The sequence below is a fragment of the Streptomyces sp. NPDC004435 genome, from assembly GCF_042873895.1.
Classification (GTDB): domain Bacteria; phylum Actinomycetota; class Actinomycetes; order Streptomycetales; family Streptomycetaceae; genus Streptomyces.
The window spans coordinates 94284-117628 of record NZ_JBIAMB010000009.1 but is presented as its reverse complement, the minus strand read 5'-3'; the positions used below and the strand labels follow the sequence as shown (position 1 = coordinate 117628).

Sequence of the window (23345 nt, the reverse complement as noted above, 5' to 3'; positions counted from 1 at the left end):
GCGGTGGTGTGTGGGGTGGTGCGGGGGTGCGGAGGGGTCAGCCCTTGACCGCGCCCGAGACCATGCCGGCGATGAAGTTGCGCTGGAAGAAGAGGTAGACCAGCACGACGGGCCCGATCACGATCAGGGTGGCGGCGGCCAGCATGGGTACGTCGGTGGAGTGGGCTCCGACGAAGAAGGCCAGGCCGGCGGGGGCGGTGCGCTCCCCGGGCGTCTGGATCAGGATGAGCGTGAGGAGGAACTGGTTCCACGCCCACAGGAAGTAGAGGAGACCGAGGGTGGTGAGGCCGGGCCTGATGCAGGGCACGAGGACGCGCCACAGCATGGTCCAGTTGCCCGCCCCGTCCAGGGCGGCCGCTTCGCGGAGTTCCGTGGGCAGGGCGGCGAACTGCTGGCGCATCCAGAAGGCGCCGAAGGGCATGTAGAGGCCGACCAGCGCGAAGATCAGCGCGTAGGGGGTGTCCGTGAGGCCGAGGGACTGCATGTTGTAGTACAGCGGGACGACGGCCGCCTCGTAGGGCAGGGTGAGGCCGACGAGGAGGAGGGCGAACAGCGGGCCCTTTCCCTTGAAGTCCATCGTGGCGAAGGCGTAGCCGGCCAGGGTGGCGCACACGAGGGCCAGCGGGACGACGCCCACGACGATGAACACGCTGTTGGTCAGCAGGGCGCCGAATCCGGCCGCGGACCAGGCTGCGCCGAAGGCCGCGAACGTCGGGTCCTTCGGCAGGGCCAGTCCGCTCACCGCGGTGCCCGGCGGGTTGAGGGCGGTCAGCACGAGCGCCGCGAACGGGATGAGGACGCCGGCGCAGAAGAGGGCGATCAGGGCCCGTCCGGTCAGTCTGTCGGTGCGGCTCATGCGCGCTCCCGGGTCAGGCGGCCGATGGCGAGGACCACCAGCGAGATGAGCAGGCTGAGGACGACGGCGAGCGCGCAGGCGGTGCCCACCTGGCCGCTGGTGAAGGCGAGCCGGTAGATGAGGACGCCTGGCACGGTGGTGCTGTCGCCGGGGCCGCCGCCCGTCGTGACGAACACGATGTCGAAGCTGGCGAGGGCGGCGATGACGGTCACGGTGACCGCGACGCCGATCTCGGCCCGCAGTCCGGGCAGGGTGACCGCGAAGAACTCGCGGACCGGTCCGGCGCCGTCGAGGCGTGCCGCCTCGTACAGGCTGGGGTCGATCTTCTGGATGCCGGACTGGAACAGCACCAGGCACAGGCCCAGCATCACCCAGCTGCCGACCAGGCCGACGGCGAAGTAGGCCCAGGTGAAGTCGCCGAGCCAGGCGCGGGTCCAGGAGCCGAGCCCGATGGCACTCAGCGTCTCGTTCACGAGGCCGTCCGGTGCGTACAGGGCGCGCCAGATCACGCCGACGGCGACCAGCGGGATGATCTGCGGCAGGAAGAGGACGGTACGGGCCAGGGCGAAGTTGCCTCCGCGGCGCCCTCGGCCGATCACGGCGGCCAGCACCAGGCCGGCGCAGATCGGCAGGACGGAGTAGAAGCCGATGTAGCCGGTGGCGTGCAGCAGCGATCCGAGGAGCTGCGGATCGGTGAGCACCGTCCGGTAGTTCTCCAGGCCGGCCCAGATGCCGGGGCTGATGCCGTCCCAGTGGTAGAACGACAGCTCCACGGCCTGTCCCCAGGGGACGATGACGAAGGCCGCGTACATCACGAACGCCGGTGCGAGGAAGAGGTAGGCGCTTGCCCGCCGCTTCCCCCGGCCGGCGGGGACGCGCCGGCCGAGGGAGCGGGGGCCCGCCCCGGCCCGTCCGCCCCGGGAGGCGGAGGTGCCGGGAGCGGAGTCCCGCGCCGTCTTGTGGACGACTGTCACTTCTGCCCCTTGGCCCACTCGGCCTGGACGGCCTTGAGGTAGTCGGCGGGCTTGACCTTGTCGGCGATGAGCTGCTGTCCCTGCGAGGTGAGGACGTCGTTCATCGTCGCGGTGGCGTTGTTGAAGTACGGGGTGAGGCCGTTGCTCTTGCCGACCTTCCCCCACGCCTCGACGAACTCGGCGCGGACGCTGCCCTCGGCCGCCTTGATCGAGGCGTCCTGCGAGACCGGCATGAAGCCGTTGTCGAGCTGGATCTGGCCGGCCTCGGGGCTGGTCAGGAAGTCGAGGAACGCGGCGGCCAGGTCCGGGTTCTTCGCCTTGGTGGAGATCGCGTAGGCCAGCGAGGTGCCGACGCCGGCCGCCGGGGACTCGGGGGTGAGACCCGGCAGGGTGAAGAAGCCGCTGCCCTTGGGCATCGCCTTGTCCACGACGCCGGCGTCCCAGTTGCCGGTGAAGAGGAACAGGCCCTTGCCCTTGGTGTACGCGGCGGTGGCTCCGGCGTTGTCGACGCCGTTCGCGCCCTCGGGGAGGTAGCCCTTCGCGGTCCAGTCGGCGAGCTTCTCCGCGGCCTTGGTGCCGGCCTCGTTCTCGACGGTCGATCCGGGCTTGCCGAAGGCCCAGGCGGTGCTGTCGGCGGGCGTCTGGAACTGGTTGACCAGCGCCTGGAAGATGAAGGAGGAGTGGCCGTCGAGGTTCGAGACCTGGACGGGGAGTTCGCCGGCGGCCTTGGCCTTGGCAAGCTGCTGCTCGAAGTCGGCGAGCGTCTTCGGCGGTCCGTCGATGCCGAGCTTGGTCGCGATCTGCTTGTTGTAGTAGACGCCGACCAGGGAGAAGCCCGCGGGAGCGGCCCAGAGCTTCCCGGTGCCGAGCTGGTTGCCCTTGCCGTTGCTGCGCCACTGGTCGAGCTGGCTGGCGGAGACGGTCTTGTCCCAGCCGTACGCCTTGACGTAGGGGTCCAGGGCGCGGATCTGGCCGGCCTTGGCGGTGTTGCCGAGCAGGTTCAGCAGGGCGAGGTCGGGGGCGTTGTCGGAGTTGAGGGCCAGGGCGAGGCTGGTGTTGTAGCTGTCGTACGCGGTGAAGCGGTAGTCGATGGTGACGTTCGGGTGCTTCTTCACGAACGCGTCGGTGAGCGCCTTGGTGGTCGGCGACTCGTCCGAGGTGAGGATGCTGAGCGTGACCTTGTCGGTCGGGATGGCGGTCGAGACCGCGCCGTCGGTCGGCTTCGAGGCGGGGGCGGTGCCGGGAGTGCCACAGGCTCCGAGGGCGCCGACGGCCACCGCCGTCGTACAGGCGGCGGCCAGGGACCGGTTGAGGACTCCCCGGCGGGGGGTGGCGGCGGGCGAGGAAGGCATGGGCCGACTCCAGTGGTGCGGTGCTGAACGACTTATGGAGGGTTCCTCCATAAGGGGGTTGAATGGATCGTAAAGAGCGGGCGAGCAGCCGGTCAATGGGTTTCGTCGAGTAGTTACGTAACAGCTCGGCATTTCTCTGTTCCGGCAGCTAGCATGGCTGTTGCGGGGCGCCATCGGGCTCCCGCGGGAAGGAGAACCACCGTGAAGCGGTCGGCCTTGAACGGAGGCGACCCCGCCCTGCTGCGCCGGCTCAACAGCGACGCCGTCCTGCGGGCCATCCGGGGGCGCGAGGCGATGACCCTCTCCGGCATCGCGAAGGCCGCCTCCCTCTCCCGGCAGACCGTCGACCTCGTCCTGGAGGAGCTCCAGCAGCAGGGCTGGGTCGAGGAGCTGGCCCCCGAGCGCGGCATGGGTCGTCCCGCCCGGCGCTACCGCTTCCGCGCCGAGGCCGGACACGTCCTGGGCGTGGACGTCGGCGGCACGTCGACCCTGCTGGTCCTCGCCGACCTCGACGGGCGCTCGGTCGGCAGCCGTCAGGTTCCCGCGGTCCCGGGCGAGGACCGGCTGGAGGGCATCCGCCGGGCGGCCGCCGCGTTCGTCTCGGACCACCCCGACGCCCGGGTCCGGGCGCTCTGTCTGGGCGTCCCCGGCATCGTCGACGCCCAGGGGCGGGTGCGGCACTGTGATCTGCTGCCCGAGTGGAACGGACTCGATCTCTCGGCCGAGGCCGGCGCGTGGTTCGGCTGCCCCGCCGTCGCCGACAACGACGCCAACCTCGCCGCGGTCGCCGAGCACTGGCTCGGCGCCGCTCAGGACACCGGTGACTTCGTCCATCTGCTCATCGGCCACCGCACGGGTGCCGCGCTGATGCTCGACGGGCGCCTGCGCCGGGGCCGTGCGGGTGCGGCGGGCGAGATCGCGGGCCTGCCCGTGCTGGGCTGGGACGGCACCGACCGGGACGCCCTGGGCAGCGGCTCCGACATCGCCCAGGTGTTCACGGACGCGGCGAACGGCGACACCGACGCCCTCGGGCGGGTCGACCGGTTCGCCCGCACGTACGCCCTGGGCACGGCGGCCATGGTGCTGACCGTCAACCCCGACCTCGTCGTCGTCGGCGGCGGCCTCTCCCTGGCCGGCGAGACGCTGACCGAGCCGCTGCGACGACACCTGGAGGGACTGTGCATCGATCCTCCGCATGTGCGTGTCTCCCAACTGGGTTCGGAAGCGGTCGCCATGGGGGCCCTGCGCGTGGCGCTCGACCGGTGCGACCGCGATCTCTTCGAATTCCCCGGCGCGCTCGACGCCGTTCCCGACGCGGCGGGCGCGGCCGGCGCGGGAAGCGTTCCCGCGCCGTCGCCCCGCGCGGGCGCGGTCTAGACGCCGGTGCCGCGGGGGGGGGGGGGGGGCCCCCGCCCCGCCCCCCGGGGGGGGGGGGGCGCCCGGGCGGGGGGGGGGGGCCCCCCCCCCCGCGCGGGGGGGGGGGGGGGCGGGCGGCGGGGCCGCGGGGGGGGGGGGGCGCGCGGGGGGGGCGGGGCGGGGGGGGGGGGCCCCCGGGGGGGGCCCGGGGGGGGGGGCCCCCCCGGGGGGGGGGGTCCCCCCCCCGGGCGGGCGGCCGTTTCAGGAGACGGTGACGGTGGCCGTCTGCCCGGGGGCGACCGTGACGTTCGCGTAGGTGTACGTCTTGCCGTTGACGACCTTCGTCTTCACCGTCTGCGCCACACCGTCCACCTTGATCGTGGAGCGGTTGCCGGCGAAACGGGCCTCCCAGTTGTAGGAGTCGGAACCCGCGGTGTTGGTGAGCTTCGACGAGGTGGCCCCGTCGTGGCGGACGGTGAAGGTGTTCCCGCCGACCTTGACGTCCTTGACCTGGAGCCACCCCATGCCCGAAGGCAGACGGGACAGCGTGCTCAGGGACTTGGCGGGCGCGTCGGGCTGGACGCCCATCAGGCCCTCGACCGTCTGGCTGACGAGCGTGAACGAGACCTCGGGGTAGTCGCCGTTCGGGCCCTGCTTGGACATGACGTGCTGGACGTTGCGCTGGTCGTAGACGTAGTTCATCCACTTCCACGCCGTGTCGTTGCGGTCGTACGTGAAGAAGACGTCGGGCAGGTAGGTGTACGCCTCGATGTTGCGCGACCTGCCGCTGCCCTCGGCCTCCGTGGCGACGTAGTCCAGGTAGGCCTCGGAGCGGGCGCCGGGCGCGGTGATCTGCTTCTGGAGCATGATCCAGCTCATCTCCTTGCCCCACCCGGTGACCGGTGCGCCCTCCTTGGTGTAGGCACGGATCATCGCGGCGCCGTTGCCGCTGCCCGCCCAGGTGTCGTTGAAGTACTTCTGGAGGTCGTCGGCCTTCTGCTTGTACGTGTTCGACAGGGCGGTGTCGCCCTTGCTGGCGGCGAGCGCGGACATCGCGCGGAAGGCCTGGTACTGGGCGGCGACGCCGTCGCCGGCCTCGATCACATGGAGGTCGCCGTCCTCCTTGTAGCTCGCGGCGCCGTCGAAGATGTGGGTGCCCTTACCCTCGGCGACGCCGTTCGGCTTGGCACTGTCGTGGAGCTCGATGAACTCCTTGGTGGCGTGCTTGTAGTAGTCCCAGAGCACGGGATCGTTGATGTAGGCGCTGTCCCCGCTCCATCGGTACGCGGAATTCGCCTTCTCCACCACTTCGAAGGCCGCCGGCACCTCGCGGACGAAGAAGTTCGGATCGCGGTAGTCGGTGGCGAGGTAGTTCTGGTTGTCGAAGTTGAAGGCCCACACCGGGTAGTACTTGTGCTGCGCCGTGGCGGAAGCCGCGTGCGTGCGCAGCATCGCCTTGTTCTCGGCGTTCAGGCCGAGCACCGAGGCTCCACCGACCTGGTGCGCCAGGTCTCGGGTGTAGTAGCCCGATCGGTTGGCGTAGCCCGCCCAGTACGAGGGAGCGTACGGGGCCGTGCCGGTTCCGGCCAGGTGGCCCTCGTCGACGTTGATCGGTCCGATCGCGCCGGGCAGCTGGACGAAGCTGTTGGCCTTGCGCTTGGCCCAGTCGAACATCGCGACGATCTTCGGGTCGGAGGATGTGACGATGGGGTCCACGGGGGCCGACGGGGAGACCGAGAGGTCGTCGACGTTGATCCAGCTGGAGCCGCCTTCGAAACCGACCTCCACCTTGTCGCCGCTCTTCACCGACACGCGGCTGACGGTGTGGCGTGAGTAGGTGGCGCGGCTGGGCAGGTCCACGGAGCCCGCGGTGGAGCCGTTGACCCGCACGAGGAACTTGCCGCCGGTGCCGCCCGTGGCGGCCCAGGTCGAGAAGTCGAACATGCCGTTGCCGGTGGCGGTGATGGTCTGGGTGACCTTCTTCGCCGAGGTCTGGTCGAGGTAGGCGAGCTTCGTGCCACCGTGGGGAAGGTTGGTGGCGATGCCGGTGCCGGAGGTGAAGGTCCACGCGGTGGCGCCCTGCTCGAAGCCGGGGTTGGCGATCTCCACCGCCGGGACGAGGGAGGCGGTCGCCTCGATGTCGTCGACGTTGATGTAGCTCGCACCGGAGCCGCCCTCGACGGCGATCTCCAGCGTGTCACCGCTCTTCACCACCACCCGGGGGATCGTGTAGCGGGTGTAGGCGGAACGGCCGGCCAGAGTGGCGGAACCCACGACCGAGCCGTTGACCCGGGCCACGAACTTGCCGCCGGCGCCCCCGGTCGTCACCCAGGCCGACAGGTCGACCACACCGTCGGCGGTGGCCGTGATCGTCTGACTGACCTTCTTCGTGGCGCCCTCGTCGAGATACGCCAGCTTGGAGCCGCTGCGCGGCGCGTTTGTGGCCACGCCCGCGCCCGAAGTGAACGTCCAGCCGGTGGTGCCCTGCTCGAACCCGGGATTGACCACGGCGATCGCTCCGGAAGGGGCCGCCACCGCCTCCTCCCCCAGAGACACGAAGGGGACCAGGGGAGCGAGGACGGCGAGGGAGGTGAGGAGGGTGAGACGCAGAGCGCGAGGGGGGTGCATGAGGACTCCTGTCCGAATCCGTTTGGTGCGGTGGCCGGACGCTAACAGCAGGGTTTACGGACTTTCAATAGTTCTACAACAAGAGATGCATGATAAAGCTGCAAACTTTCAGCTCCACATTGCAAGTAGGGGCTACTTTAGGCTCGATGGAGAGCTCGCTCGCCCCCACCGTCGGCGCCGAGGCGTCCCGGAACAATGCGGGTCACGATTACTTGGGTACAGGAACCCGTCCCTCACGGCGCCCCGCGACTGTGCGCGCCGTGGTCGAGCGGCGACAGCGAGTCCGGGACAGCCGGACAATCGTGAAGCGGTCCGGAGGGAGGCGAAATATCCCGGTCGCCCAGAACCCGCACGTCGCCGCCGTTCGCCCTGATACCGAAGGCCGCCGCGCTGCTCGACACGGACACCTCGGTCATCGGCTGGTCGGCGGAGGCCGAACGGCTGCTCGGGTACAGCACCGCCGAGGTCCTCGGCCCGGGAGGCGGGATGCACGCGCGCCACCGGGACGATCGGGGGCTCAGGCCGGGTGTCCGCGCGACGCCGCTCAGGACAACGCGGCGGCTCCGGGATTGATACCTCTCCCTCGTCGACCTCGGCAGTACGCCCTGATGGGGCGTGAGCACTCCGCGGCCCAGACCCACGCCAACGCCGCCGACCTGCGCTGCCTCCCCGGAAAGATCACCGCCCTCACCGCCTGCCTCCGCGGCCCGCGGCTCCCTCGGCGAGCTCCAGGCGGCCCTCGCTCACGACGACCCCGCTGACCTCATCACCCCCCTGACCGCCACCCGCTCCCACCTGGCAGCCATCCACCCCGACCTCGCCGCCCGCATCGACAGCCTCACCTGACCCGCCTCAGGTCCGCGACACCCACCAGGCCCCTCCGCTCCCTGGCGTGAACGTGCTGTCCCCGGTGAGGGCGCCTGCCACCGGCATCGAAGAAAGCTGACGGGCCTGGCCAGTGCGCAGCACGGGAAAGGCGGTGTCAGACCCGCGCCCTACCGTCGAATCGAGGGCCCGGACCAGCCGGGCCGCGAACCGCGCGGGAGACCGCCATGGGCACCATCTCCATCCCCTCCACCGACGTCCACCGCCTCCTCGACGACAGCGCCCGCCCCGCCGTCGACACCTACCAACGGGCCTTCGCCGACATCGCCGCCACCCACCGCGGCCGGGCCGCCGCCGAGATCGTCCCGCTGCTCCGCCGCGCCGCCGACGACGCGCTCCTCGGCTTCACCGGCACCGATCTGGCCGAACAGGCAGAGGCGATCAGCCGCGGTACGCGGTACGAGCTGCGGGTCCGCGTCACAGGCCGCTGACCTCGACCACGCGGGCACCGTCGGTGGGCGACTGCTGCGCCGATCAGCGGGTAGAGGCGTAGCGTAGGAACTGTCCGAAGGCCGGTGGACCGTACAGGTCTGTACCGCATCCCACCTTGGAGGGTTGGATCTCCGCCAGCCGCACGGCCGGGGAATGTTCTCCCTGGCTCAGGTCGTCGATACGCCGATGGCGGCCCTGCCCGCCCCTGTGTGTACCCGACGTCCGGCCCTTACCGGCTCGCGCGGCCCGAGGACTCGAAACGTCCTTGACGTCCTTTCGTGTCGTCCGCCCGGTTCGGCTGGTGGAAAGCGGTTCGCCATGTCCACCGTCTCCTTCGCGGACGGCACCCTCTCGCTGAGCCTCGCGGCTGATCTCGCCGTCCCCGACCGCGCGGCCGCCGTCCGCGGCCTGCAAGCCCTCGTCCTCGCCCACCGACCGGACCGCGTCCGCGTGCGGGTGACCCCCGGGTCGCCGACGTCCGCCGCGCTCAGTGTTCTGGCCCGGCTGCGGCAGATGTGTGACACGCTCTCCGTCCCCCTCAGCCTCGACACCGGCCCGCCGCCCGGCGTGCGGGCCCGTCCCCGTATCAGGGCGGGTGCGTCATGACCGGCGTGCTGGCCCGCGAGGTCGAGACGGTCCTCGCCGACGGCGGCTTCGGCCCGGGCAGCGGCCTCGTCGTCCAGGAGCGCCCCGGCGGCGTGCTCGTCTCCTGGCACGCGGACGCGGTCATCCGGCCGATGATCCTCGCCCACGCCTCCGACCCTGCCGTCCGCACCCGCGCCACGATCCCCGGGATCCGGAGCGCGCTGGACCACGCCCTGGCCGCGCTCTTCCTGGACGCCGGCCTCCACACCACCACCCCTGCCAACGGCCTCCTCCTGGTGAGCCGTAGGGAGCCGTCGGCCCGTACGCACCGGAGGGGATCGGCATGACACGCGCCATTACTGCGAGCCCGGCCCCCGCCGCGCGGGACACGACGGCCGACGACACGGGCGCCGCCACCCGCAGGCGGGCGCTGGACGGCCTGCCGGAAACGGCCCGCCCCCGCGCCGCGGACACCGATGACGCCCGTGCCCTGTCGGTCGGGCTGTTCCACCGCCTGCACGAGCTGAAGGAGGGCACGCCGGAGTACGCGTACGTCCGCAACACGCTGGTCGAGCTGAACCTCAGCCTGGTCAAGTTCGCCACCCGCCGCTACCGCCGCCGGGACGAGCCCGAGGACATCCTCCAGGTCGGCACGATCGGCCTGATCAAGGCGATCGACCGCTTCGACCCCTCCCGCGGGATCGAGTTCTCCGCCTTCGCCCTGCCGACGATCCTCGGAGAGATGAAACGCTACTTCCGCGACACCGGCTGGGCGGTCCACGTCCCCCGCCGCCTCCAGGAACTCCGCCTCGACCTCGCCAAGGCATCCGACGCCGTGGAGCAGCGCGACGGGCACCGGCCCAGCAGAGCCGAGCTGGCCGCGCACCTGCACCTCACCGAGGACGGCGTGGCCGAGGGGCAGCTCGCCGCGAACGGATACGCCGCGCACTCCCTCGACGCCCCCGCCGACGGCGCCGAGGACGACGAGCGCGCCCCCAAGGGCACGGAGGGAAGGAACACCGCGGTCGAGGAGGCCGGCTACGAGCTGATCGACGACCTTCAGTCACTGCGCCCGCTGCTGGAACAGCTCGACGAACGCGACCGGACCATCCTCTCCCTCCGCTTCGGCACGGAGGAGCTCACCCAGGCAGAGATCGGCCGCCGCCTCGGCCTCTCCCAGATGCACGTCTCCCGCCTCCTCACCCGCATCCTCACCACCCTGCGCGAGGGCCTGCTCACCGACCCGGAGCCCGACGACACACCTGTCGACGGCCGAACGCCGCGCAGTGGAGTGGCTGCGACCGTGCCCGAGTTTTCACGGGGCCGCGATCTGGCAGACCTCCCGTAGTCATCATCCATCCAACGGAAAGGGTTCGCTGTGAGCGAGTTCGACATCTGGGTCTACCGCCCGAACACGGGCTACCAGAAGGGCATCGACATCGTCGGCTACAAGGTGGAGGCCACCGACGGCAGCATCGGCAAGATCGACAAGCACTCCGAAGACGTCGGTGCCTCCTATCTGGTCGTCGACACCGGCGTGTGGATCTTCGGCAAACATGTACTGCTGCCCGCCGGGACGATCGAGCGGATCGACACCGCAGAGGAGAAGGTCTACGTCAGCCGGACGAAGGACCAGATCAAGGACGCCCCGGAGTACGACGCGGCCAAGCACGGCGGCGAGCCCGGCTACCTGGAGCAGTTCGCCCGGTACTACGGCCAGCCCCACATGTAGCGGCGAGCGGATCGTGCGGGGCAGCGGCGCCCTCACCGCCGAGCCCTGGAACGAGTGGCGGCTGCCGCAGCGGTGGGTGCTCCCGTCCCGGCCCGGCTGTGCTCGATCCAGCTGGGCAGGAGAGGCCGGCCGTGGGTGCCGTGGTGGGTCAGTGGCCGAGCGCGTTCTTCAGCTGCTGCTTGGTCATCGTCGAGCGGCCTTCGATGCCGCGCTTCTTCGCTTCCTCGTACAGCTCGTCCTTCGTGCGTTCGGAGGAGCCGCCCGACTTCTGTCCGCCGCGCTGGGAGGCGGACTTCCCCTGGGTCGAGCTGCGGCTGGAGGTCTTCGTCTCGCCGGACCGGGCCCGTTCCTTGTTGACGGTCCGGGAGGCCATCTCCTTCGCCCTGCTCTCGGACATGCCTCGCTTCTCGCCGGACTCCTTGATGTGCTCGTACTGTCGTTCGCGCTTCTGGCTGGATCCTCGGGGCATGGCGAAACCCTTTCGTCGACGGTGTCGTAGGGCCATCGTGCGTGTGCCCGCAGTACCCCGCATCCACACCGCCGCTCGGCTGGTGCATCCGTGCATCGGCATGCGCACTGCGCCATCGGGGAGGAATCCCGACCGGGGTGATAGCGACGTCGGGCGGGCGGGTAGCCGCTCAGCATGAGTCCCAGCCATCACGCTCCGCTGCGCGCGGTCGCTCTTGTCTGCACCCTGTCCCCCTCGCCGGCTCGGTCGAGCTCGCAGCTGCTGGCCGAGCAGACCATGACCGCGCTCGCCGAGCACGGCGTGACGGGCAAGGTCGTCCGGGTCGTCGACCACCGCGTGAAACCCGGCGTGGAGATCGACATGGGCGAAGGGGACGACTGGCCGGAGATCCGCGCCGCCATCCTGGACTGCGACATCCTGATCCTGTCCACGCCCATCTGGCTCGGCCACCCCTCCAGCATCGCCCAGCGCGTCCTGGAGCGCCTCGATGCCGAACTCGGCGAGAGCGACGACCAGGGCCGCATGCTCACCTACGGCAAAGCCGCCGCGGTGTGCGTGGTCGGCAACGAGGACGGCGCGCACAAGGTCAGCGCCGACCTGTTCCAGGGCCTCAACGACGTCGGCTTCACTCTCGCCCCGAACGCGGTCACCTACTGGGTCGGCGAAGCCATGCAGGGCACCGACTACCAGGACCTCGACGAGACACCCGCGAAGACCGCGGCCACCACCAGGACACTCGCCGCGAACACCGCCCACCTCGCCCGCCGGCTCAAGGCCGCCCCGTACCCGGCGAGCTGACGCACCCGTCCGCCGTCTCCCCACGACAGGAGCCATCACCGTGCCGTCCCCCGACCCTGTCACCCGTCACCCGCAGCCGCCGCTTCCCGACCAGGAGCAGGAGCATCCCGGCTCGACCGAGGCCATGGATCCGCGGCCCGACCACGGGGAGGACACCTACCGAGGCCACGACGTGCTCGCGGACCGGGCGGCGCTGGTCACCGGCGGCGACTCCGGGATCGGCCGGGCTGTGTGCCTGGCCTTCGCGCGGGAGGGCGCGGACGTCGTCTTCACCCACCTTCCCGAGGAGGCGGACGAGGCCGCCGAGACCACCCGCCTGATCCGGGAGACCGGCCGCAAGGCGGTGGCCGTCACCTGCGACATCCGCGACGAAGCGCAGTGCGAGGCGCTTGTCGACCGGACGGTGAGGGAGCTGGGGCGCGTCGACATCCTCGTCAACAACGCCGCCTACCAGATGTCCCAGCCCGACGGGATCGAGGCCATCACCACCGAACAGTTCGACCGGGTGATGAAGACCAATCTGTACGGGATGTTCTGGCTCACCCGGAAAGCTCTGGCGCACATGCCGCGGGGCGGGTCGGTCATCAACACCGCGTCCGTCCAGGGCTACCAGCCCAGCCCCCACCTGCTGGACTACGCGATGACGAAGTCGGCGATCATCTCCTTCACCCACGGGCTGGCGCAGATGGTCGCCGAGCGCGGCATCCGCGTCAACGCCGTCGCCCCCGGCCCCGTGTGGACACCCCTGATCCCCGCGACGATGCCCGACACGACCCACTTCGGTGAGAAGGCCCCGCTGGGCCGGCCCGCCCAGCCGGCCGAGATGGCACCCGCCTACGTCTTCCTCGCCTCCCCCCAGAACACCTACATCACCGGGGAGATCGTCAACGCCACCGGCGGAACCCCCCTGCCCTGAACCAGAAGCCACGCCCCCCGCGAGAGCTTGAGCAGGGGCGGTCGGGCGGCTGGTTCCCCGACCTGGGGCTCAGCCCTCCACGCCCGTGGAGGTGTGCGCCGCTCCCACCGGCTTGGATTCCGGTGATCCCCGCTGGCGCAGATAGACGGAGAGGATGGCCATGGCGGCCACCGCCGGCAGCTCGGACTGCCAGTTCTGCAGCGAGCGGTCCCAGAAGTCGGCGCTCGCCAGGTAGCCGGCCCAGGAGACGGGCGGCAGGAGGTCGCGCAGCTGCTGCTCGTTGTACGCGGCCGTTCCGGCGATCGACTGGGCCAGCCAGGACAGGAGGAACAGCAGGGCCATCACGGCCCCCAGGGAGCGTGAGTACAGGTGCTGCCGCCAGTCCTTCGTGCCGGCCCACCGGGGCGAGTCGGCGTGGGCGTGATCACCGATCTTCTGGTCCCTGTCGCTCTCGGTCCCGGCCTTGTGGAGCTCCTTGGACTCGGGCGAGCCACGGTGGAGGAGCCAGACGGTTCCGAAGACGTAGAGGAAGAACCGGAGGAACTCCGACTGCCAGTTCTCGGTGACGTCGACGGCGAAGTCCGAGGACATCAGGTACTCGCCGAGCGTCAGCTGCTGCATCCCGTCGACGGCCAGGTCCTCGTTGAAACCGGCGTGCCCGGCGAGCGCCTGCCCGCCCAGGACCAGGAGGAACGCGATACCGAAGGCGAGGGTGAGGCTGTTGTCCCGCCAGAAGCCACCCCCAGCGCCCTGCAGTCGGCCGTTCACCGGTTCATCGCCCCGATCGCCATGAAGTAGCCCAGCCCGCCCAGGATGACGACCAGGCAGGTGATGAACAGCAAGCGCAACTCAACCGCCCTCCAACGCACACCGGTAGGGCAGGCCGGCCGCTGGTTCGCAGCCCGCGGCCACGACCTTCCAGCCGCCGGCGAACTGCGACAGGAACAACGTGTCCCGATCCAGATGGAGCAGGGCCTGCCGCCCGTACACCTGCGTCGCGCGCACCGCACCCCCGGCGGGCAGTTCCTCGCCGGCCAGGGCCTGACCGCAGGGTCGGGCGGCATCCTCTTCGAGCTGCCGGCGGGACTGCGGAGCCAGCAGCGCACATGCGCCGGCGTAGTCGGCGCGCGCGAGACTCTTCTCGAACTCGGCGGCGGCCCGGCGCGCGCCGTCCAGCCGCGGCTGGGACACCCCGCACCCGCACAACACCACAACCGCGGCGGCGAGCAGGGCGGCGTGCCGCCGCTGCCCCGGCCGCCTCCGCGGAGGCGGGGCGGCGGCGGTCACTCGTCGGCGCTCGGGACGGCCAGGGGGTCGCGGGGGGCCTTTGCCTTCTCAGCTTCCAACTGCTCGCCGATCTCGGTGAGGCGGTTACGGCCCATGGCCTTGCGTACGTCAGGGAACCACTCCTGCTCCTCCTCCTCGACGTGATGGCGCACGTTCTCCATCAGCACGCTCATCTTCGCCTTGAGGCGTTCGTCCGAGGGATCCATGCCCTTGAGCTCGGACAGCATCCACACCACCGCGTGGTGCTCCTCGATGCTTTCGAGAATGTGATCGGTGGTGTCCGGAGCGGCCTCACGTGCGGCGGGATAGAAGACCTGCTCCTCGATCCACGCGTGCACGGTCAGCTCACTGACCACCTCGTCCGCGATGGCCCGCCGCTCGGCCAGATCGTCCTCACCGGTCTTCTCGAACCGCTTGAACAGCTTCTCCACCGTCTTGTGGTCCTCGCGCAGCAGCACGATCGCATCCATGTCCATTCCCTCCACCGGTGCCGAGTATCAGCACCACCATCCCCGGACAGCCCCGAGGGACGGCGGCCCCGGCCCGCCACAACGCGACAGACCGCCCGCCCGGCCTAAGGGACAGGCGGCGCCATCGCCACCACCGAGCCGGCCTGCGACGTCGTGGACGACCTCGCTCGTTCCACCTGCGCATCGCCCTTCTCGACAGGCGGACATCGGCCGCCGAGCCAGCCTCTCCCGGATGCACGTCTCGCCCTGCGCCGGCGCCATGACCGCCGGCCCACCGTGACGCCTTCAGCTGCGTCGGGGGACCTCCGGGGCGTCCAGGCAGGCGCCGTCGTAGCCCCTGGCCTCGCCGAAGCGGTCGCTCTTCATCCAGTCCTCGCGTGCCTTGCGGATGTCCACGTCGGCGCTGCCGACGACGTTCCACCACAACATGGCCACCGATGCAGCGCCGCGACAGCAATCACACTGAGTGACGCCGACTCCGAGCAAAAAGCCGCCCGTTCAGGGTCGGACCGCGCCGCCCTCCGGCTCGAACCAGCACGCTCCGTTCCCGTGCTGGTTCGGTGCTGGTTCTCACCGGTCGTAATGGGAAAAGGCGCAGGTCCTAACCCTGATCGAATGAGTTGTCGTACCACTCGATGGTGGTGCCGATCAGGCTGGCGGCGACGATGCGCTTGATGGATCCGGGGGACGTGGCAGTGGGTCTTGCGGCGGCCATGTGCACCACTTCCGAGCAGGCGATGGGGACGATTCCGTGTCGCCACACCGTAGAAACCCGCTGGTCACGCGTGTATGTGGTTGCACACCATAGTTCGGTGGCCGAAGGTGCGGGCGGCCACCATGCGGAGGCCCTCCGAGAGGGTCGAACTCATTACGGATAGGGGATTGCACTCGCCGCAAGAGGGCGTCCGATATGGCTATTTCTGCCCCAGTTTGACGACGGGGTTCTCACTACGGTGCTGGTTTGGTGCTGACCTGGAACCCCACGTCAGCACCCCTGCCCACCGCTCCCGTGCTGGTTCGGTGCTGACTACGGAGCGTTGAACTCGGGCATTCGGGCACGGATCGGATGGCCATGGGTGAGCGGACACGTGAGGCCGACAGTCTCCGTCGAGGACTGTCGGCCTCACGTCTCATCGACCGGCGTCAGGCGGCCGGGACGAGCGCGTCGAATTCCAGGGGCTGGCGACGCTGCGGCGGGATCGAGAATCGGCAAGGGCCCGCACCTCCCGGCACCGCCTCCCCCGAGCCTGTCGCGCTGTGTCGGCCCGCGCTTCCCGGCTCGGACCCGCGTCCCGGGGCGGGCGCGCTTCGGCCCGGCCGGGCCCTGAAGAACCATTTCCCGCCACGGCGCGTCCTGTTCTAGGGTGCCCATCAGCTGACCAGGAAGGGGAGGGCCATGGCACAGCCGAGAACGACGTTCGCTCGGCGGATCTCCGAACAGCGGGCGGGAACCGGTGACCCGCGGGCGCTCGTGGGCGAGATGCGGCGCACGGTCCTCCTGGTCCCGTCGGCCGGGGTCGGCCTGTGGTCGGCGCGTTCGGGCGGGGTCCGCTGGATCTGCGCGTTCACGGACGAGACGGCTCTGGCCCGCTTCGCCGTCCACCACGGTCCGGGCGACCGGCCGATGGACTACGTCGCCCTCCTCGGGGCTCGGATCGTGGACGAGATCGTGCCCGCCCTGGACGAGCCCGCCGGCATCGCGGTGGACATCGCGGACACGGACGGGGCGATGTTCTTCCCGCCGGTCACCGGAATCGTCCCGCCCGGCGCCGCGGTCGACGCGGGCCTGACGGATCCCACCGGTCCGGTGGGACCGACCCGTCCGGTGGGGTCGAGCCCTCCGGCGGGGCCCGCCGAGGGGAGGAGCGGGCGTGAGTGGTGACGGGGCGGACCTCTCCTTCGACCAGGCGTCGGTGGCGAAGTTCACGCAGGGCGTGGGAGCGGTCATCGACGGGCTCGGCGACCTCGGCGGTGCCACGGGGTCGGTGATGGGCAAGGGGTTCTCAGGCCTGGCCATGACCGGTATGGAGGCCGGGCACCACGGGCTTTCGGTGGACTTCGAGGACTTCTGCGAACGCTGGGAGTGGGGCGTACGGGCCCTGGTGAACGACGCGAGCTCGCTCGCGAACCGCCTCGGGCTGGCGGCGGGCACCCAGTGGGAGCACGACCAGTACGTCGAGGGCGCGCTCAAGGTCGGCCTCAACTCCGTGATGGGCGGCAACCCGCACGCCGACGAGAAGGACATCGCCCAGCAGGACTGGGGCGACGTCTTCACGCCCGACTACCTGAACCCCGACTGGAGCCCCGAGTCGTTCGAGAAGGCCGGCCAGGACATGGAACAGACCTGGAAGGACACCGGCCGCACCGTCCTGACCGAGGGACAGGGCGGCCGGCAGTCGCAGATGCTCAACGACGCCCTCGGCATCTCCGACGACCAGTGGAACGAGGCCCTGGACGACACGTTCGGGCCGTCGCCGGAGGAACGCGCCCGGCAGGCGCAGCAGCAGGGTGATGCGGGCGGGAGCGGCTGAGGATGGGTTTCGGAGACTTCGTCAGTGACATCACACCCGACGTCGTCGAGGACGCCGTCGAGGACGGCGTCGAATGGGTCGGCAACCGCGTCGAGGACGCCGGGAAGTGGACCGGCGACCGGCTCGACGACGTGGGCTGGGAGTCCGGCGCCGACTGGGTGCGGGAACAGTCGCGCTCGGTGGCGAACCGGATGGGCGCCGAGGTCGACGAGATGGACCTCGGACAGACCGAGGACAAGACCAAGCTGATCTACGGCAGCCCCGCGAAGATCCGCTCCACCGCGGGTCGACTCCGGGCGTTCCAGAAGGCGTTCGACAGCTCCGGCGACGGGCTGAGGGGGCTCGACTCCTCCCGGCTGAAGGGCGAGGCGGCCGAGGCGCTGCGCACCGCGGTGAGCACCCAGCCGCCGAAGTGGTTCACGGGTGCGGACGCCTGCGAGAAGGCGGCCGCCGCGTTGGAGGCGTTCGCCGGCACCGTCACCTGGGCGCAGAACCAGGCGCAGACGGCGATCGAGGTGTGGAAAGAGGGCGTCAAGGCCTCCCAGAACGCGGCCGACGCGCACCGCAAGCGGGTCGACGACTACGACAAGGCCGTCGACCGCTACAACGCCCAGGCCCCGGACAAGCGCGACCCCGCCACGCTGCCGCCCTGCCCCGCACCGACCTTCGAGGACCCGGGCAAGGCACTGATGCGGGACGCGCAGGAGCTCCTCGCCCAGGCGCGTACCCAGCGGAACACAGCCGCGGAGACCGCCCGCACCGCCGTCCGCGCCGCCCGTGACATGGCTCCGAAGAAGCCCTCGTACGCGGAGCAGTTGGGCGACGGTCTGCAGGAGTTCCAGATCATCAAGGACCATGTCGGTGCCGGCGTCATCAAGGGCACAGCGGGGCTGGTCAACTTCGTCCGGGGGATCAATCCGCTCGACCCGTACAACCTGACCCACCCCGCCGAGTACGCCACCAGCCTCAACAGCCTCGCCGCCGGACTCGTCGTGGCCGTCAACGACCCGGTCGGCACCGGCAAGCAGATGATCAGCGACTTCATGAAGGACCCGGCGGAAGGTTTCGGCCGGCTGCTGCCGGACGCGGCCCTGACCGTGGCGACCGGAGGCGGCGGGGCCGCGGCCAAGGCGGTTCGCCTCGCCGCGGACGCGGCGGACGCGGCCCGGCTCCGCAGGCTGGTCGACGACGCTCCCGACGGCACGTACACACGTCCTGACGGGCGGCGCGTCGTCACCGGCACCGACCCGGTCGACCTCGCCTCGGGCAGAATGTTTTTGCCCCAGACCGATCTGGTGCTGCCGGGCACCCTGCCCCTGGCCTTCACCCGCCGCACCGAGTCCGGTCTGTCGGCGGGCCGTTTCCTCGGCCCCTCGTGGACCTCCACCGTGGACGAACGCCTGGAGGTGGACGCGGCCGGTGTCCTCCACGTCACCGCGGACGGCCTCCTGATCGCCTACCCGCACCCCGCCCCGGGCGCCCCGACCGAGCCCGACTCCGGGACCACCCGCACCCGGCTGGCCCGCGGGACGGACGGCGACTACACCGTCACCGACCCCGGCACCGGTCTGACCCGCTTCTTCACCGCCCCCTCCGGCAGCGGGCCCGGCGGCGACGGAACCGCCTGGCTGGACCGCGTCGAGGACCGCCACGGCAACGGCTGGGCCGTGGAGCGCGACGAGGACGAAACCCCGCTCGCCCTCACCTGCTCCGCCGGCCGCCGGGTCACCACCGCGGTGAGCGACGGCCGGATCACCTCCCTTTCCCTGGCGGGAGCGGGAAGGGACGGGGCCGACCTTCCCCTGATGCGCTACGGCTACGAGGACGGCAACCTCACCACCGTCACCAAGCCGTCCGGCGCCACGACCACCTTCCTCTACGACGACCACCGCCGCGTCACCGCCTGGATCGATTCCAACGGCAGCCGCTACGACTACGTCTACGACGACCGCGACCGCGTCGTCGCCGAGGGCGGCGAGGCCGGGCACGTCCAGATCACCCTCGCCTACACGGAGCCGGACCCGGACACCGGTCATCGCACCACCGCCCTCACCACGGCGGCGGGACACACGACCCGGCACCGGATCGACCGGCACTCCCGGGTCGTGGCCACCACCGATCCGCTCGGCCACACCACCCGCTTCGCCTACGACGCCCGCGGCAACACCCTGAGCCGCACCGATCCCCTGGGCCGCACCACCTCCTTCACCCACGACGCGAATGACCGCCTGCTCACCGTCACCCGCCCCGACGGGAGCGAACTGAGCACCGTGCGCGACGCGTCGGGCGCTTCCACGGAGTTCCGGGGCCCGGACGGTGCCCGCTGGCTCCAGGAGTTCGACGAGCGAGGCAACCGCGTCGCCGTCACCGACCCGGCCGGCACCACCAGCCGGTACGCCTACGACGAGCGGGGCAGGCTGACCACCTTCACCGACGCCCTCGGCGCGACCACGACCGTCCGCTGCGACGCGGCGGGGCTGCCCGTCGCCGTCACCGACCCGGCCGGCGGCACCACGCTCCTGGTACGCGACGCCCTGGGCCGGATCGCGCGGACCGTCGACCCGGTGGGCAACGTCACCCGGGTCGACCTGGACGAGGACGGGAACCTCGTGCGCCGCACGGGCCCGGACGGCGCCACCGAGACATGGACGCACGACGGCGAGGGCAACCCCCTCAGCCACACGGGCGCGGCCGGCGCCACCTCCCGGTTCGACTACACCCATTTCGACCTGCTCACCACCCGCACCGGACCCGACGGCACCCGCCACACCTTCGAACACGACGCGGAGCTGCGGCTCACCCGGGTCACCGGCCCGCACGGCACCTGGTCGTACACGTACGACGCCGCGGGCCGGCTGGCCTCCGAGACCGACTTCGACGGCCGTACCCTCACCTACCGCTACGACGCCGCCGGGCAGCGTACCTCCCGGACCGACGCCCTCGGCCGCACCGTGTCCTACGCCTACGACCAGCTCGGCCGGACGGTCCGCAAGGACGCGGCGGGCAGGATGACCACCTACGCGTACGACCGGGCCGACCGGCTGCTGAACGTCACCGGCCCGGACAGCGAGATCGTCTACGCGTACGACCGACGGGGCCGCATCAAGACCGAACTCGTCGACGGCCGCGCCATGAACTACGCCTACGACACCCTCGGCCGCCGGGCCCGCCGCACCACCCCGACCGGCGCCGTCACCACGTACGGCTACGACGCGGCCGGCCGCCCCGCCCGGATGACCAGCGGCGGCCGCGAGGTCACCTTCGCCCACGACGAGGCCGGCCGGGAGATCGAGCGCGCCTTCGGCGGCTCCCTCACCCTGACCTCGGCCTGGGACGAGGCCGGCAGGATCCGCGCCCAGCACCTGACGGCCGCGGGCCGCTCCCTCAACCACCGCCACTACGCCTACCGCGCCGACGGCCACCTCACCTCCGTGGTTGACGGCCTGTCGGGCTCCCGTACGTTCGACCTGGACGCGACCGGCCGGGTCGGCGCGGTCCACGCCGAGGGATGGACCGAGCACTACGCCTACGACGCCGCCGGCAACCAGACGGCGGCCTCCTGGCCGGAGTCCCACCCCGGGCACGACGCCACCGGCGCCCGCTCGTACGCCGGAACCTCCCTCACCAGGGCCGGCGGCGTCCGCTTCGAGTACGACTCCCTCGGCCGCGTGACCCTGCGCCAACGGACCCGCCTGTCGCGCAAGCCCGACACCTGGCGCTACGAGTGGGACGCCGAGGACCGCCTCGCGTCCGTCGTCACCCCCGACGGCACCCGCTGGCGCTACCGCTACGACCCCTTGGGCCGCCGCACCGCGAAGCAGCGCCTCACCGCCGACGGCGAGGGCGTCGCGGAGGAGGTCCGCTTCTCCTGGGACGGCACCACCCTGTGCGAGCAGACGGTGCACTCCCCCGATCTCCCCCACGTCGTCGCCCTCACCTGGGACCACCGCGGCCTGATCCCGCTGACCCAGACCGAACGCCTCCTCACCCCGGACAGCCGTCAGGAGGAGGTCGACCGCCGGTTCTTCGCCATCGCGACCGACCTCGTGGGAACACCCACCGAACTGGTCGACGAGTCGGGCGTCATCGCCTGGCAGACCAGGAGCACCCTCTGGGGCACCACCGCCTGGGCCCGTGCCGGCACGGCCTACACTCCGCTGCGCTTCCCTGGCCAGTACTACGACCCGGAGACCGGCCTTCACTACAACCTCTTCCGCCACTACGACCCCGAGACCGGCCGCTACACCTCCCCGGACCCCCTCGGTCTCGGCCCCGCGCCGAACCCGGTCGCCTATGTGCACAACCCGTTCACCGTCTGCGACCCCCTCGGCCTCTCCCCGTACTCGCAGTTCAAGGGGCTGGGCTGGCTGACCGAGAAGATGATGGAACGTCCGTCGTTCCGCTACCAGCGGCTCGTCACCGACCAGAGCTACGAACAGCAGTGGATCCTGCCGGACGGCCGGGAGGTCCACGTCGACGGCGGCCCGCGGGACGGCTGGATCACGGAGGCGAAGTTCACCGGCGGAGACCGGGTCTCCGAGTGGGAGAAGTCGCCCTACAACCCCGATTTCAAGTACTACGACGAGAGCAGGATCACCACCCAGGCCGACAAGCTCCTCGCCCTCAACGAGGACCTCGGAGGCAAGGGCGTCCGCTATATGGTGTCCAATGAATGGGGTGCCGCGCATGTGAACGAGGTGCTGTCCAAGGCCTTCCCCGAGGCCTACGCGAGCGGGCAGCTGAGGGCGTATCACGTGCCCGGCAACGGCATGAGTGGAATGAGTTCATGGCTGCAGTGATCGCGATGTTGGAACAGCTCAGGGGCCTCGCCCCGCTGACCGCCGAAGGCGCGGCGGGGCGGTTCTCGGCCCAGGGGTGGACGCCCGGCGGCAAGACCCGGGACGGCGTGGAGACCTCTTGGGACAAGGACGGCGCCGGGGCCTGGATCCGGACGTTCAGCAGCGGGACGGTCACCGTCTCGTTCACCGTGTGGATCCGCGACGTGGACGAGTCGGGCTACTTCGACGACCTGGACTCCGTCTACGAGGAGGGGGAGCGAGCCCTTGCCGACTTCCTCCCCGAGATCGAGCGGTCCCCCCTCGCCGGCCACCTCGTGGAGGCCGAGCAGACGGCGGAGGACAAGGACGAGTTCATCGCCGTGAGGAAGTGGACCCTCGACGACCGGATCCTGACCGCCGGCGTGGTCCAGCCCGACACCGACCTCCCTGTCATGGTCGTGGTGGCCCTGGAGGCCCCCCCCGCCTGACGCGACCACGCCGACGAGGACGTCATCCGGTCCCCTCACGCGCCGGGACCATGCCCGCGCGAGGGGGGAACCGGCCTCGGGCCGCGTTTGGATGAGTCGTGGCAGCTGTTTGCGAGGGTTGGTGGGTCCCTTCAGCACCGTTGCGCGGGCCCGATGACCGTGAGATCCACCTGCGCGGCGAGCCAATGCGCGTACGGTTCGCTTGTCTGGCGGCCGTCGAAGACGGCGCTGCGGACGTGGACGAGGACGCTGTGATCGTCGGTGGGCTCATCGAGCTCGCGGGTGGCGGTGTTAAAGAGAAGTGTCACCTCAGCGTGCTTGGACTCGCCGTAGAATCCCGTCTCGGGCGCGGCTGGCCATTGCAATGTGTCCCAGTTGATCAGGCCCATGTTCTGGCCGATCGCCGCGGTGAAATCCGCCTCGATACTGCCGATCGGCAGATTCCATGCCTCCCACTCCACCGGCAGCCGTCCCTCGAACGCCGCTTCCTCGGCCGGCAGGCCGCTCGCTTCGACACCGACGACGAGAGCAGGCCGGTCCTCGAACGGCACTCCTTCGAATTCGTCCAGTTCAGATGCCCCGCAGAACCGTCCCTGGGACATGGCCTTCGCCAGCCGCCGCACCTCCGCGACGGAGGAAAGCTCCGCGTACGCGCAGACCTCGGAGTGCTCGCAGCGGCCGAACTCCATGAGACGGCGCGCGGTGCGCAGGGCGAGTGTCGGGTCGGGGGTACGGAAGACGGGATAGGCAACGTCGTTGGACATCCGGTGATCCTGCCACGGCTTGTCATCGCCGGGCGTCGTAATTA

23 protein-coding genes are annotated in these 23345 nt (G+C 70.7%); 13 read left to right on the top strand and 10 right to left on the bottom strand.

Features of this window, described 5'->3' with window-relative positions:
- Window positions 1–37: 37 nt before the first annotated feature.
- The 3 genes from ACFYT9_RS18300 to ACFYT9_RS18290 are packed head-to-tail and all read right to left on the bottom strand — an operon-like array spanning window position 38 to window position 3182.
- Window positions 38–856 (bottom strand): carbohydrate ABC transporter permease, encoded by an 819-nt coding sequence (locus tag ACFYT9_RS18300; RefSeq protein WP_389164940.1) that lies wholly within the window; start codon window positions 854–856, stop codon window positions 38–40.
- Complete coding sequence (locus ACFYT9_RS18295) at window positions 853–1830, bottom strand: carbohydrate ABC transporter permease (RefSeq protein ID WP_389164937.1); 978 nt, start codon at window positions 1828–1830, stop codon at window positions 853–855. Before ACFYT9_RS18295 ends, ACFYT9_RS18300 begins: the two co-directional genes overlap by 4 nt.
- Window positions 1827–3182, bottom strand: a complete 1356-nt coding sequence (locus tag ACFYT9_RS18290) for an ABC transporter substrate-binding protein (RefSeq protein ID WP_389164934.1) — start codon at window positions 3180–3182, stop codon at window positions 1827–1829. Before ACFYT9_RS18290 ends, ACFYT9_RS18295 begins: the two co-directional genes overlap by 4 nt.
- Window positions 3183–3383: 201 nt before the next feature.
- Here ACFYT9_RS18290 and ACFYT9_RS18285 point away from each other — a divergent pair, with 201 nt between their 5' ends.
- On the top strand, window positions 3384–4559 hold the full coding sequence (locus tag ACFYT9_RS18285) for an ROK family protein (protein WP_389164931.1): 1176 nt from the start codon (window positions 3384–3386) through the stop codon (window positions 4557–4559).
- A gap of 240 nt (window positions 4560–4799) precedes the next feature.
- Here the strand turns inward: ACFYT9_RS18285 and ACFYT9_RS18280 are convergent, their stop codons facing one another.
- A complete protein-coding gene (locus tag ACFYT9_RS18280; protein ID WP_389164928.1) occupies window positions 4800–7166 on the bottom strand; it encodes a hypothetical protein in 2367 nt (788 codons plus the stop codon).
- A gap of 615 nt (window positions 7167–7781) precedes the next feature.
- Between ACFYT9_RS18280 and ACFYT9_RS18275 the strand changes: the two genes are divergently transcribed.
- The 6 genes from ACFYT9_RS18275 (at window position 7782) to ACFYT9_RS18250 (ending at window position 10800) form a co-directional block, all read left to right on the top strand.
- Entirely contained in the window at window positions 7782–8012 is a 231-nt protein-coding gene (locus ACFYT9_RS18275; RefSeq protein ID WP_389164925.1) for a hypothetical protein, read from the top strand.
- 206 nt (window positions 8013–8218) lie between these two features.
- A complete protein-coding gene (locus tag ACFYT9_RS18270) occupies window positions 8219–8482 on the top strand; it encodes a hypothetical protein (protein ID WP_389164923.1) in 264 nt (87 codons plus the stop codon).
- A 319-nt stretch (window positions 8483–8801) separates the two neighbouring features.
- A complete protein-coding gene (locus ACFYT9_RS18265; protein ID WP_376598341.1) occupies window positions 8802–9089 on the top strand; it encodes a hypothetical protein in 288 nt (95 codons plus the stop codon).
- On the top strand, window positions 9086–9415 hold the full coding sequence (locus ACFYT9_RS18260; RefSeq protein ID WP_389164920.1) for a hypothetical protein: 330 nt from the start codon (window positions 9086–9088) through the stop codon (window positions 9413–9415). Before ACFYT9_RS18265 ends, ACFYT9_RS18260 begins: the two co-directional genes overlap by 4 nt.
- Entirely contained in the window at window positions 9412–10416 is a 1005-nt protein-coding gene (locus ACFYT9_RS18255; RefSeq protein ID WP_389164918.1) for a SigB/SigF/SigG family RNA polymerase sigma factor, read from the top strand. Before ACFYT9_RS18260 ends, ACFYT9_RS18255 begins: the two co-directional genes overlap by 4 nt.
- Window positions 10417–10446: 30 nt before the next feature.
- Window positions 10447–10800 carry a PRC-barrel domain-containing protein gene (locus ACFYT9_RS18250; RefSeq protein WP_387274685.1) on the top strand — a complete coding sequence of 118 codons (354 nt, stop codon included), beginning with the start codon at window positions 10447–10449 and terminating at the stop codon, window positions 10798–10800.
- A gap of 148 nt (window positions 10801–10948) precedes the next feature.
- On the opposite strand, the gene ACFYT9_RS18245 is transcribed toward ACFYT9_RS18250, so the two are convergent.
- Complete coding sequence (locus tag ACFYT9_RS18245) at window positions 10949–11269, bottom strand: plasmid stabilization protein (RefSeq protein ID WP_387274687.1); 321 nt, start codon at window positions 11267–11269, stop codon at window positions 10949–10951.
- A 174-nt stretch (window positions 11270–11443) separates the two neighbouring features.
- On the opposite strand from ACFYT9_RS18245, the gene ACFYT9_RS18240 reads away from it, so the two are divergent.
- Window positions 11444–12067 (top strand): flavodoxin family protein, encoded by a 624-nt coding sequence (locus tag ACFYT9_RS18240; protein WP_389164915.1) that lies wholly within the window; start codon window positions 11444–11446, stop codon window positions 12065–12067.
- Between the two features lie 40 nt (window positions 12068–12107).
- Complete coding sequence (locus ACFYT9_RS18235; RefSeq protein ID WP_389164912.1) at window positions 12108–12983, top strand: SDR family oxidoreductase; 876 nt, start codon at window positions 12108–12110, stop codon at window positions 12981–12983.
- A 69-nt stretch (window positions 12984–13052) separates the two neighbouring features.
- Here the strand turns inward: ACFYT9_RS18235 and ACFYT9_RS18230 are convergent, their stop codons facing one another.
- From ACFYT9_RS18230 to ACFYT9_RS18215, 4 genes are all read right to left on the bottom strand, one after another.
- Window positions 13053–13751 carry a DUF6766 family protein gene (locus tag ACFYT9_RS18230; protein WP_389164909.1) on the bottom strand — a complete coding sequence of 233 codons (699 nt, stop codon included), beginning with the start codon at window positions 13749–13751 and terminating at the stop codon, window positions 13053–13055.
- Between the two features lie 81 nt (window positions 13752–13832).
- Complete coding sequence (locus ACFYT9_RS18225) at window positions 13833–14174, bottom strand: hypothetical protein (protein ID WP_389164906.1); 342 nt, start codon at window positions 14172–14174, stop codon at window positions 13833–13835.
- A gap of 92 nt (window positions 14175–14266) precedes the next feature.
- Window positions 14267–14740: a hemerythrin domain-containing protein gene (locus ACFYT9_RS18220; protein WP_389164904.1), complete on the bottom strand. Its 474-nt coding sequence runs from the start codon at window positions 14738–14740 to the stop codon at window positions 14267–14269.
- Between the two features lie 285 nt (window positions 14741–15025).
- Window positions 15026–15169, bottom strand: a complete 144-nt coding sequence (locus tag ACFYT9_RS18215; RefSeq protein ID WP_389164902.1) for a pirin — start codon at window positions 15167–15169, stop codon at window positions 15026–15028.
- Between the two features lie 1051 nt (window positions 15170–16220).
- Here ACFYT9_RS18215 and ACFYT9_RS18210 point away from each other — a divergent pair.
- From ACFYT9_RS18210 to ACFYT9_RS18195, 4 genes are read left to right on the top strand one after another with little or no spacing between them, the layout of a single operon-like run.
- Window positions 16221–16622: an SseB family protein gene (locus ACFYT9_RS18210; RefSeq protein ID WP_387271911.1), complete on the top strand. Its 402-nt coding sequence runs from the start codon at window positions 16221–16223 to the stop codon at window positions 16620–16622.
- On the top strand, window positions 16612–17271 hold the full coding sequence (locus ACFYT9_RS18205) for a hypothetical protein (RefSeq protein ID WP_387271796.1): 660 nt from the start codon (window positions 16612–16614) through the stop codon (window positions 17269–17271). Before ACFYT9_RS18210 ends, ACFYT9_RS18205 begins: the two co-directional genes overlap by 11 nt.
- A 2-nt stretch (window positions 17272–17273) precedes the next feature.
- Window positions 17274–22070 carry a putative T7SS-secreted protein gene (locus ACFYT9_RS18200; protein WP_389164899.1) on the top strand — a complete coding sequence of 1599 codons (4797 nt, stop codon included), beginning with the start codon at window positions 17274–17276 and terminating at the stop codon, window positions 22068–22070.
- On the top strand, window positions 22058–22537 hold the full coding sequence (locus ACFYT9_RS18195) for a hypothetical protein (protein ID WP_376595724.1): 480 nt from the start codon (window positions 22058–22060) through the stop codon (window positions 22535–22537). The genes ACFYT9_RS18200 and ACFYT9_RS18195 overlap by 13 nt, the downstream gene beginning before the upstream one ends.
- 131 nt (window positions 22538–22668) lie before the next feature.
- Here ACFYT9_RS18195 and ACFYT9_RS18190 read toward each other — a convergent pair whose 3' ends face one another.
- Entirely contained in the window at window positions 22669–23301 is a 633-nt protein-coding gene (locus ACFYT9_RS18190) for a hypothetical protein (protein ID WP_389164896.1), read from the bottom strand.
- Between the last annotated feature and the right edge of the window lie 44 nt (window positions 23302–23345).

Bases quoted from the DNA above. Each gene is read 5' to 3' on its own strand.
- ACFYT9_RS18300 (WP_389164940.1), bottom strand. From the start codon at position 856: ATGAGCCGCACCGACAGACTGACCGGACGGGCCCTGATCGCCCTCTTC.
- ACFYT9_RS18290 (WP_389164934.1), bottom strand. From the start codon at position 3,182: ATGCCTTCCTCGCCCGCCGCCACCCCCCGCCGGGGAGTCCTCAACCGG.
- ACFYT9_RS18280 (WP_389164928.1), bottom strand. From the start codon at position 7,166: ATGCACCCCCCTCGCGCTCTGCGTCTCACCCTCCTCACCTCCCTCGCC.
- ACFYT9_RS18270 (WP_389164923.1), top strand. From the start codon at position 8,219: ATGGGCACCATCTCCATCCCCTCCACCGACGTCCACCGCCTCCTCGAC.
- ACFYT9_RS18265 (WP_376598341.1), top strand. From the start codon at position 8,802: ATGTCCACCGTCTCCTTCGCGGACGGCACCCTCTCGCTGAGCCTCGCG.
- ACFYT9_RS18260 (WP_389164920.1), top strand. From the start codon at position 9,086: ATGACCGGCGTGCTGGCCCGCGAGGTCGAGACGGTCCTCGCCGACGGC.
- ACFYT9_RS18255 (WP_389164918.1), top strand. From the start codon at position 9,412: ATGACACGCGCCATTACTGCGAGCCCGGCCCCCGCCGCGCGGGACACG.
- ACFYT9_RS18245 (WP_387274687.1), bottom strand. From the start codon at position 11,269: ATGCCCCGAGGATCCAGCCAGAAGCGCGAACGACAGTACGAGCACATC.
- ACFYT9_RS18240 (WP_389164915.1), top strand. From the start codon at position 11,444: ATGAGTCCCAGCCATCACGCTCCGCTGCGCGCGGTCGCTCTTGTCTGC.
- ACFYT9_RS18220 (WP_389164904.1), bottom strand. From the start codon at position 14,740: ATGGATGCGATCGTGCTGCTGCGCGAGGACCACAAGACGGTGGAGAAG.
- ACFYT9_RS18215 (WP_389164902.1), bottom strand. From the start codon at position 15,169: ATGTTGTGGTGGAACGTCGTCGGCAGCGCCGACGTGGACATCCGCAAG.
- ACFYT9_RS18210 (WP_387271911.1), top strand. From the start codon at position 16,221: ATGCGGCGCACGGTCCTCCTGGTCCCGTCGGCCGGGGTCGGCCTGTGG.
- ACFYT9_RS18200 (WP_389164899.1), top strand. From the start codon at position 17,274: ATGGGTTTCGGAGACTTCGTCAGTGACATCACACCCGACGTCGTCGAG.
- ACFYT9_RS18195 (WP_376595724.1), top strand. From the start codon at position 22,058: ATGGCTGCAGTGATCGCGATGTTGGAACAGCTCAGGGGCCTCGCCCCG.
- ACFYT9_RS18190 (WP_389164896.1), bottom strand. From the start codon at position 23,301: ATGTCCAACGACGTTGCCTATCCCGTCTTCCGTACCCCCGACCCGACA.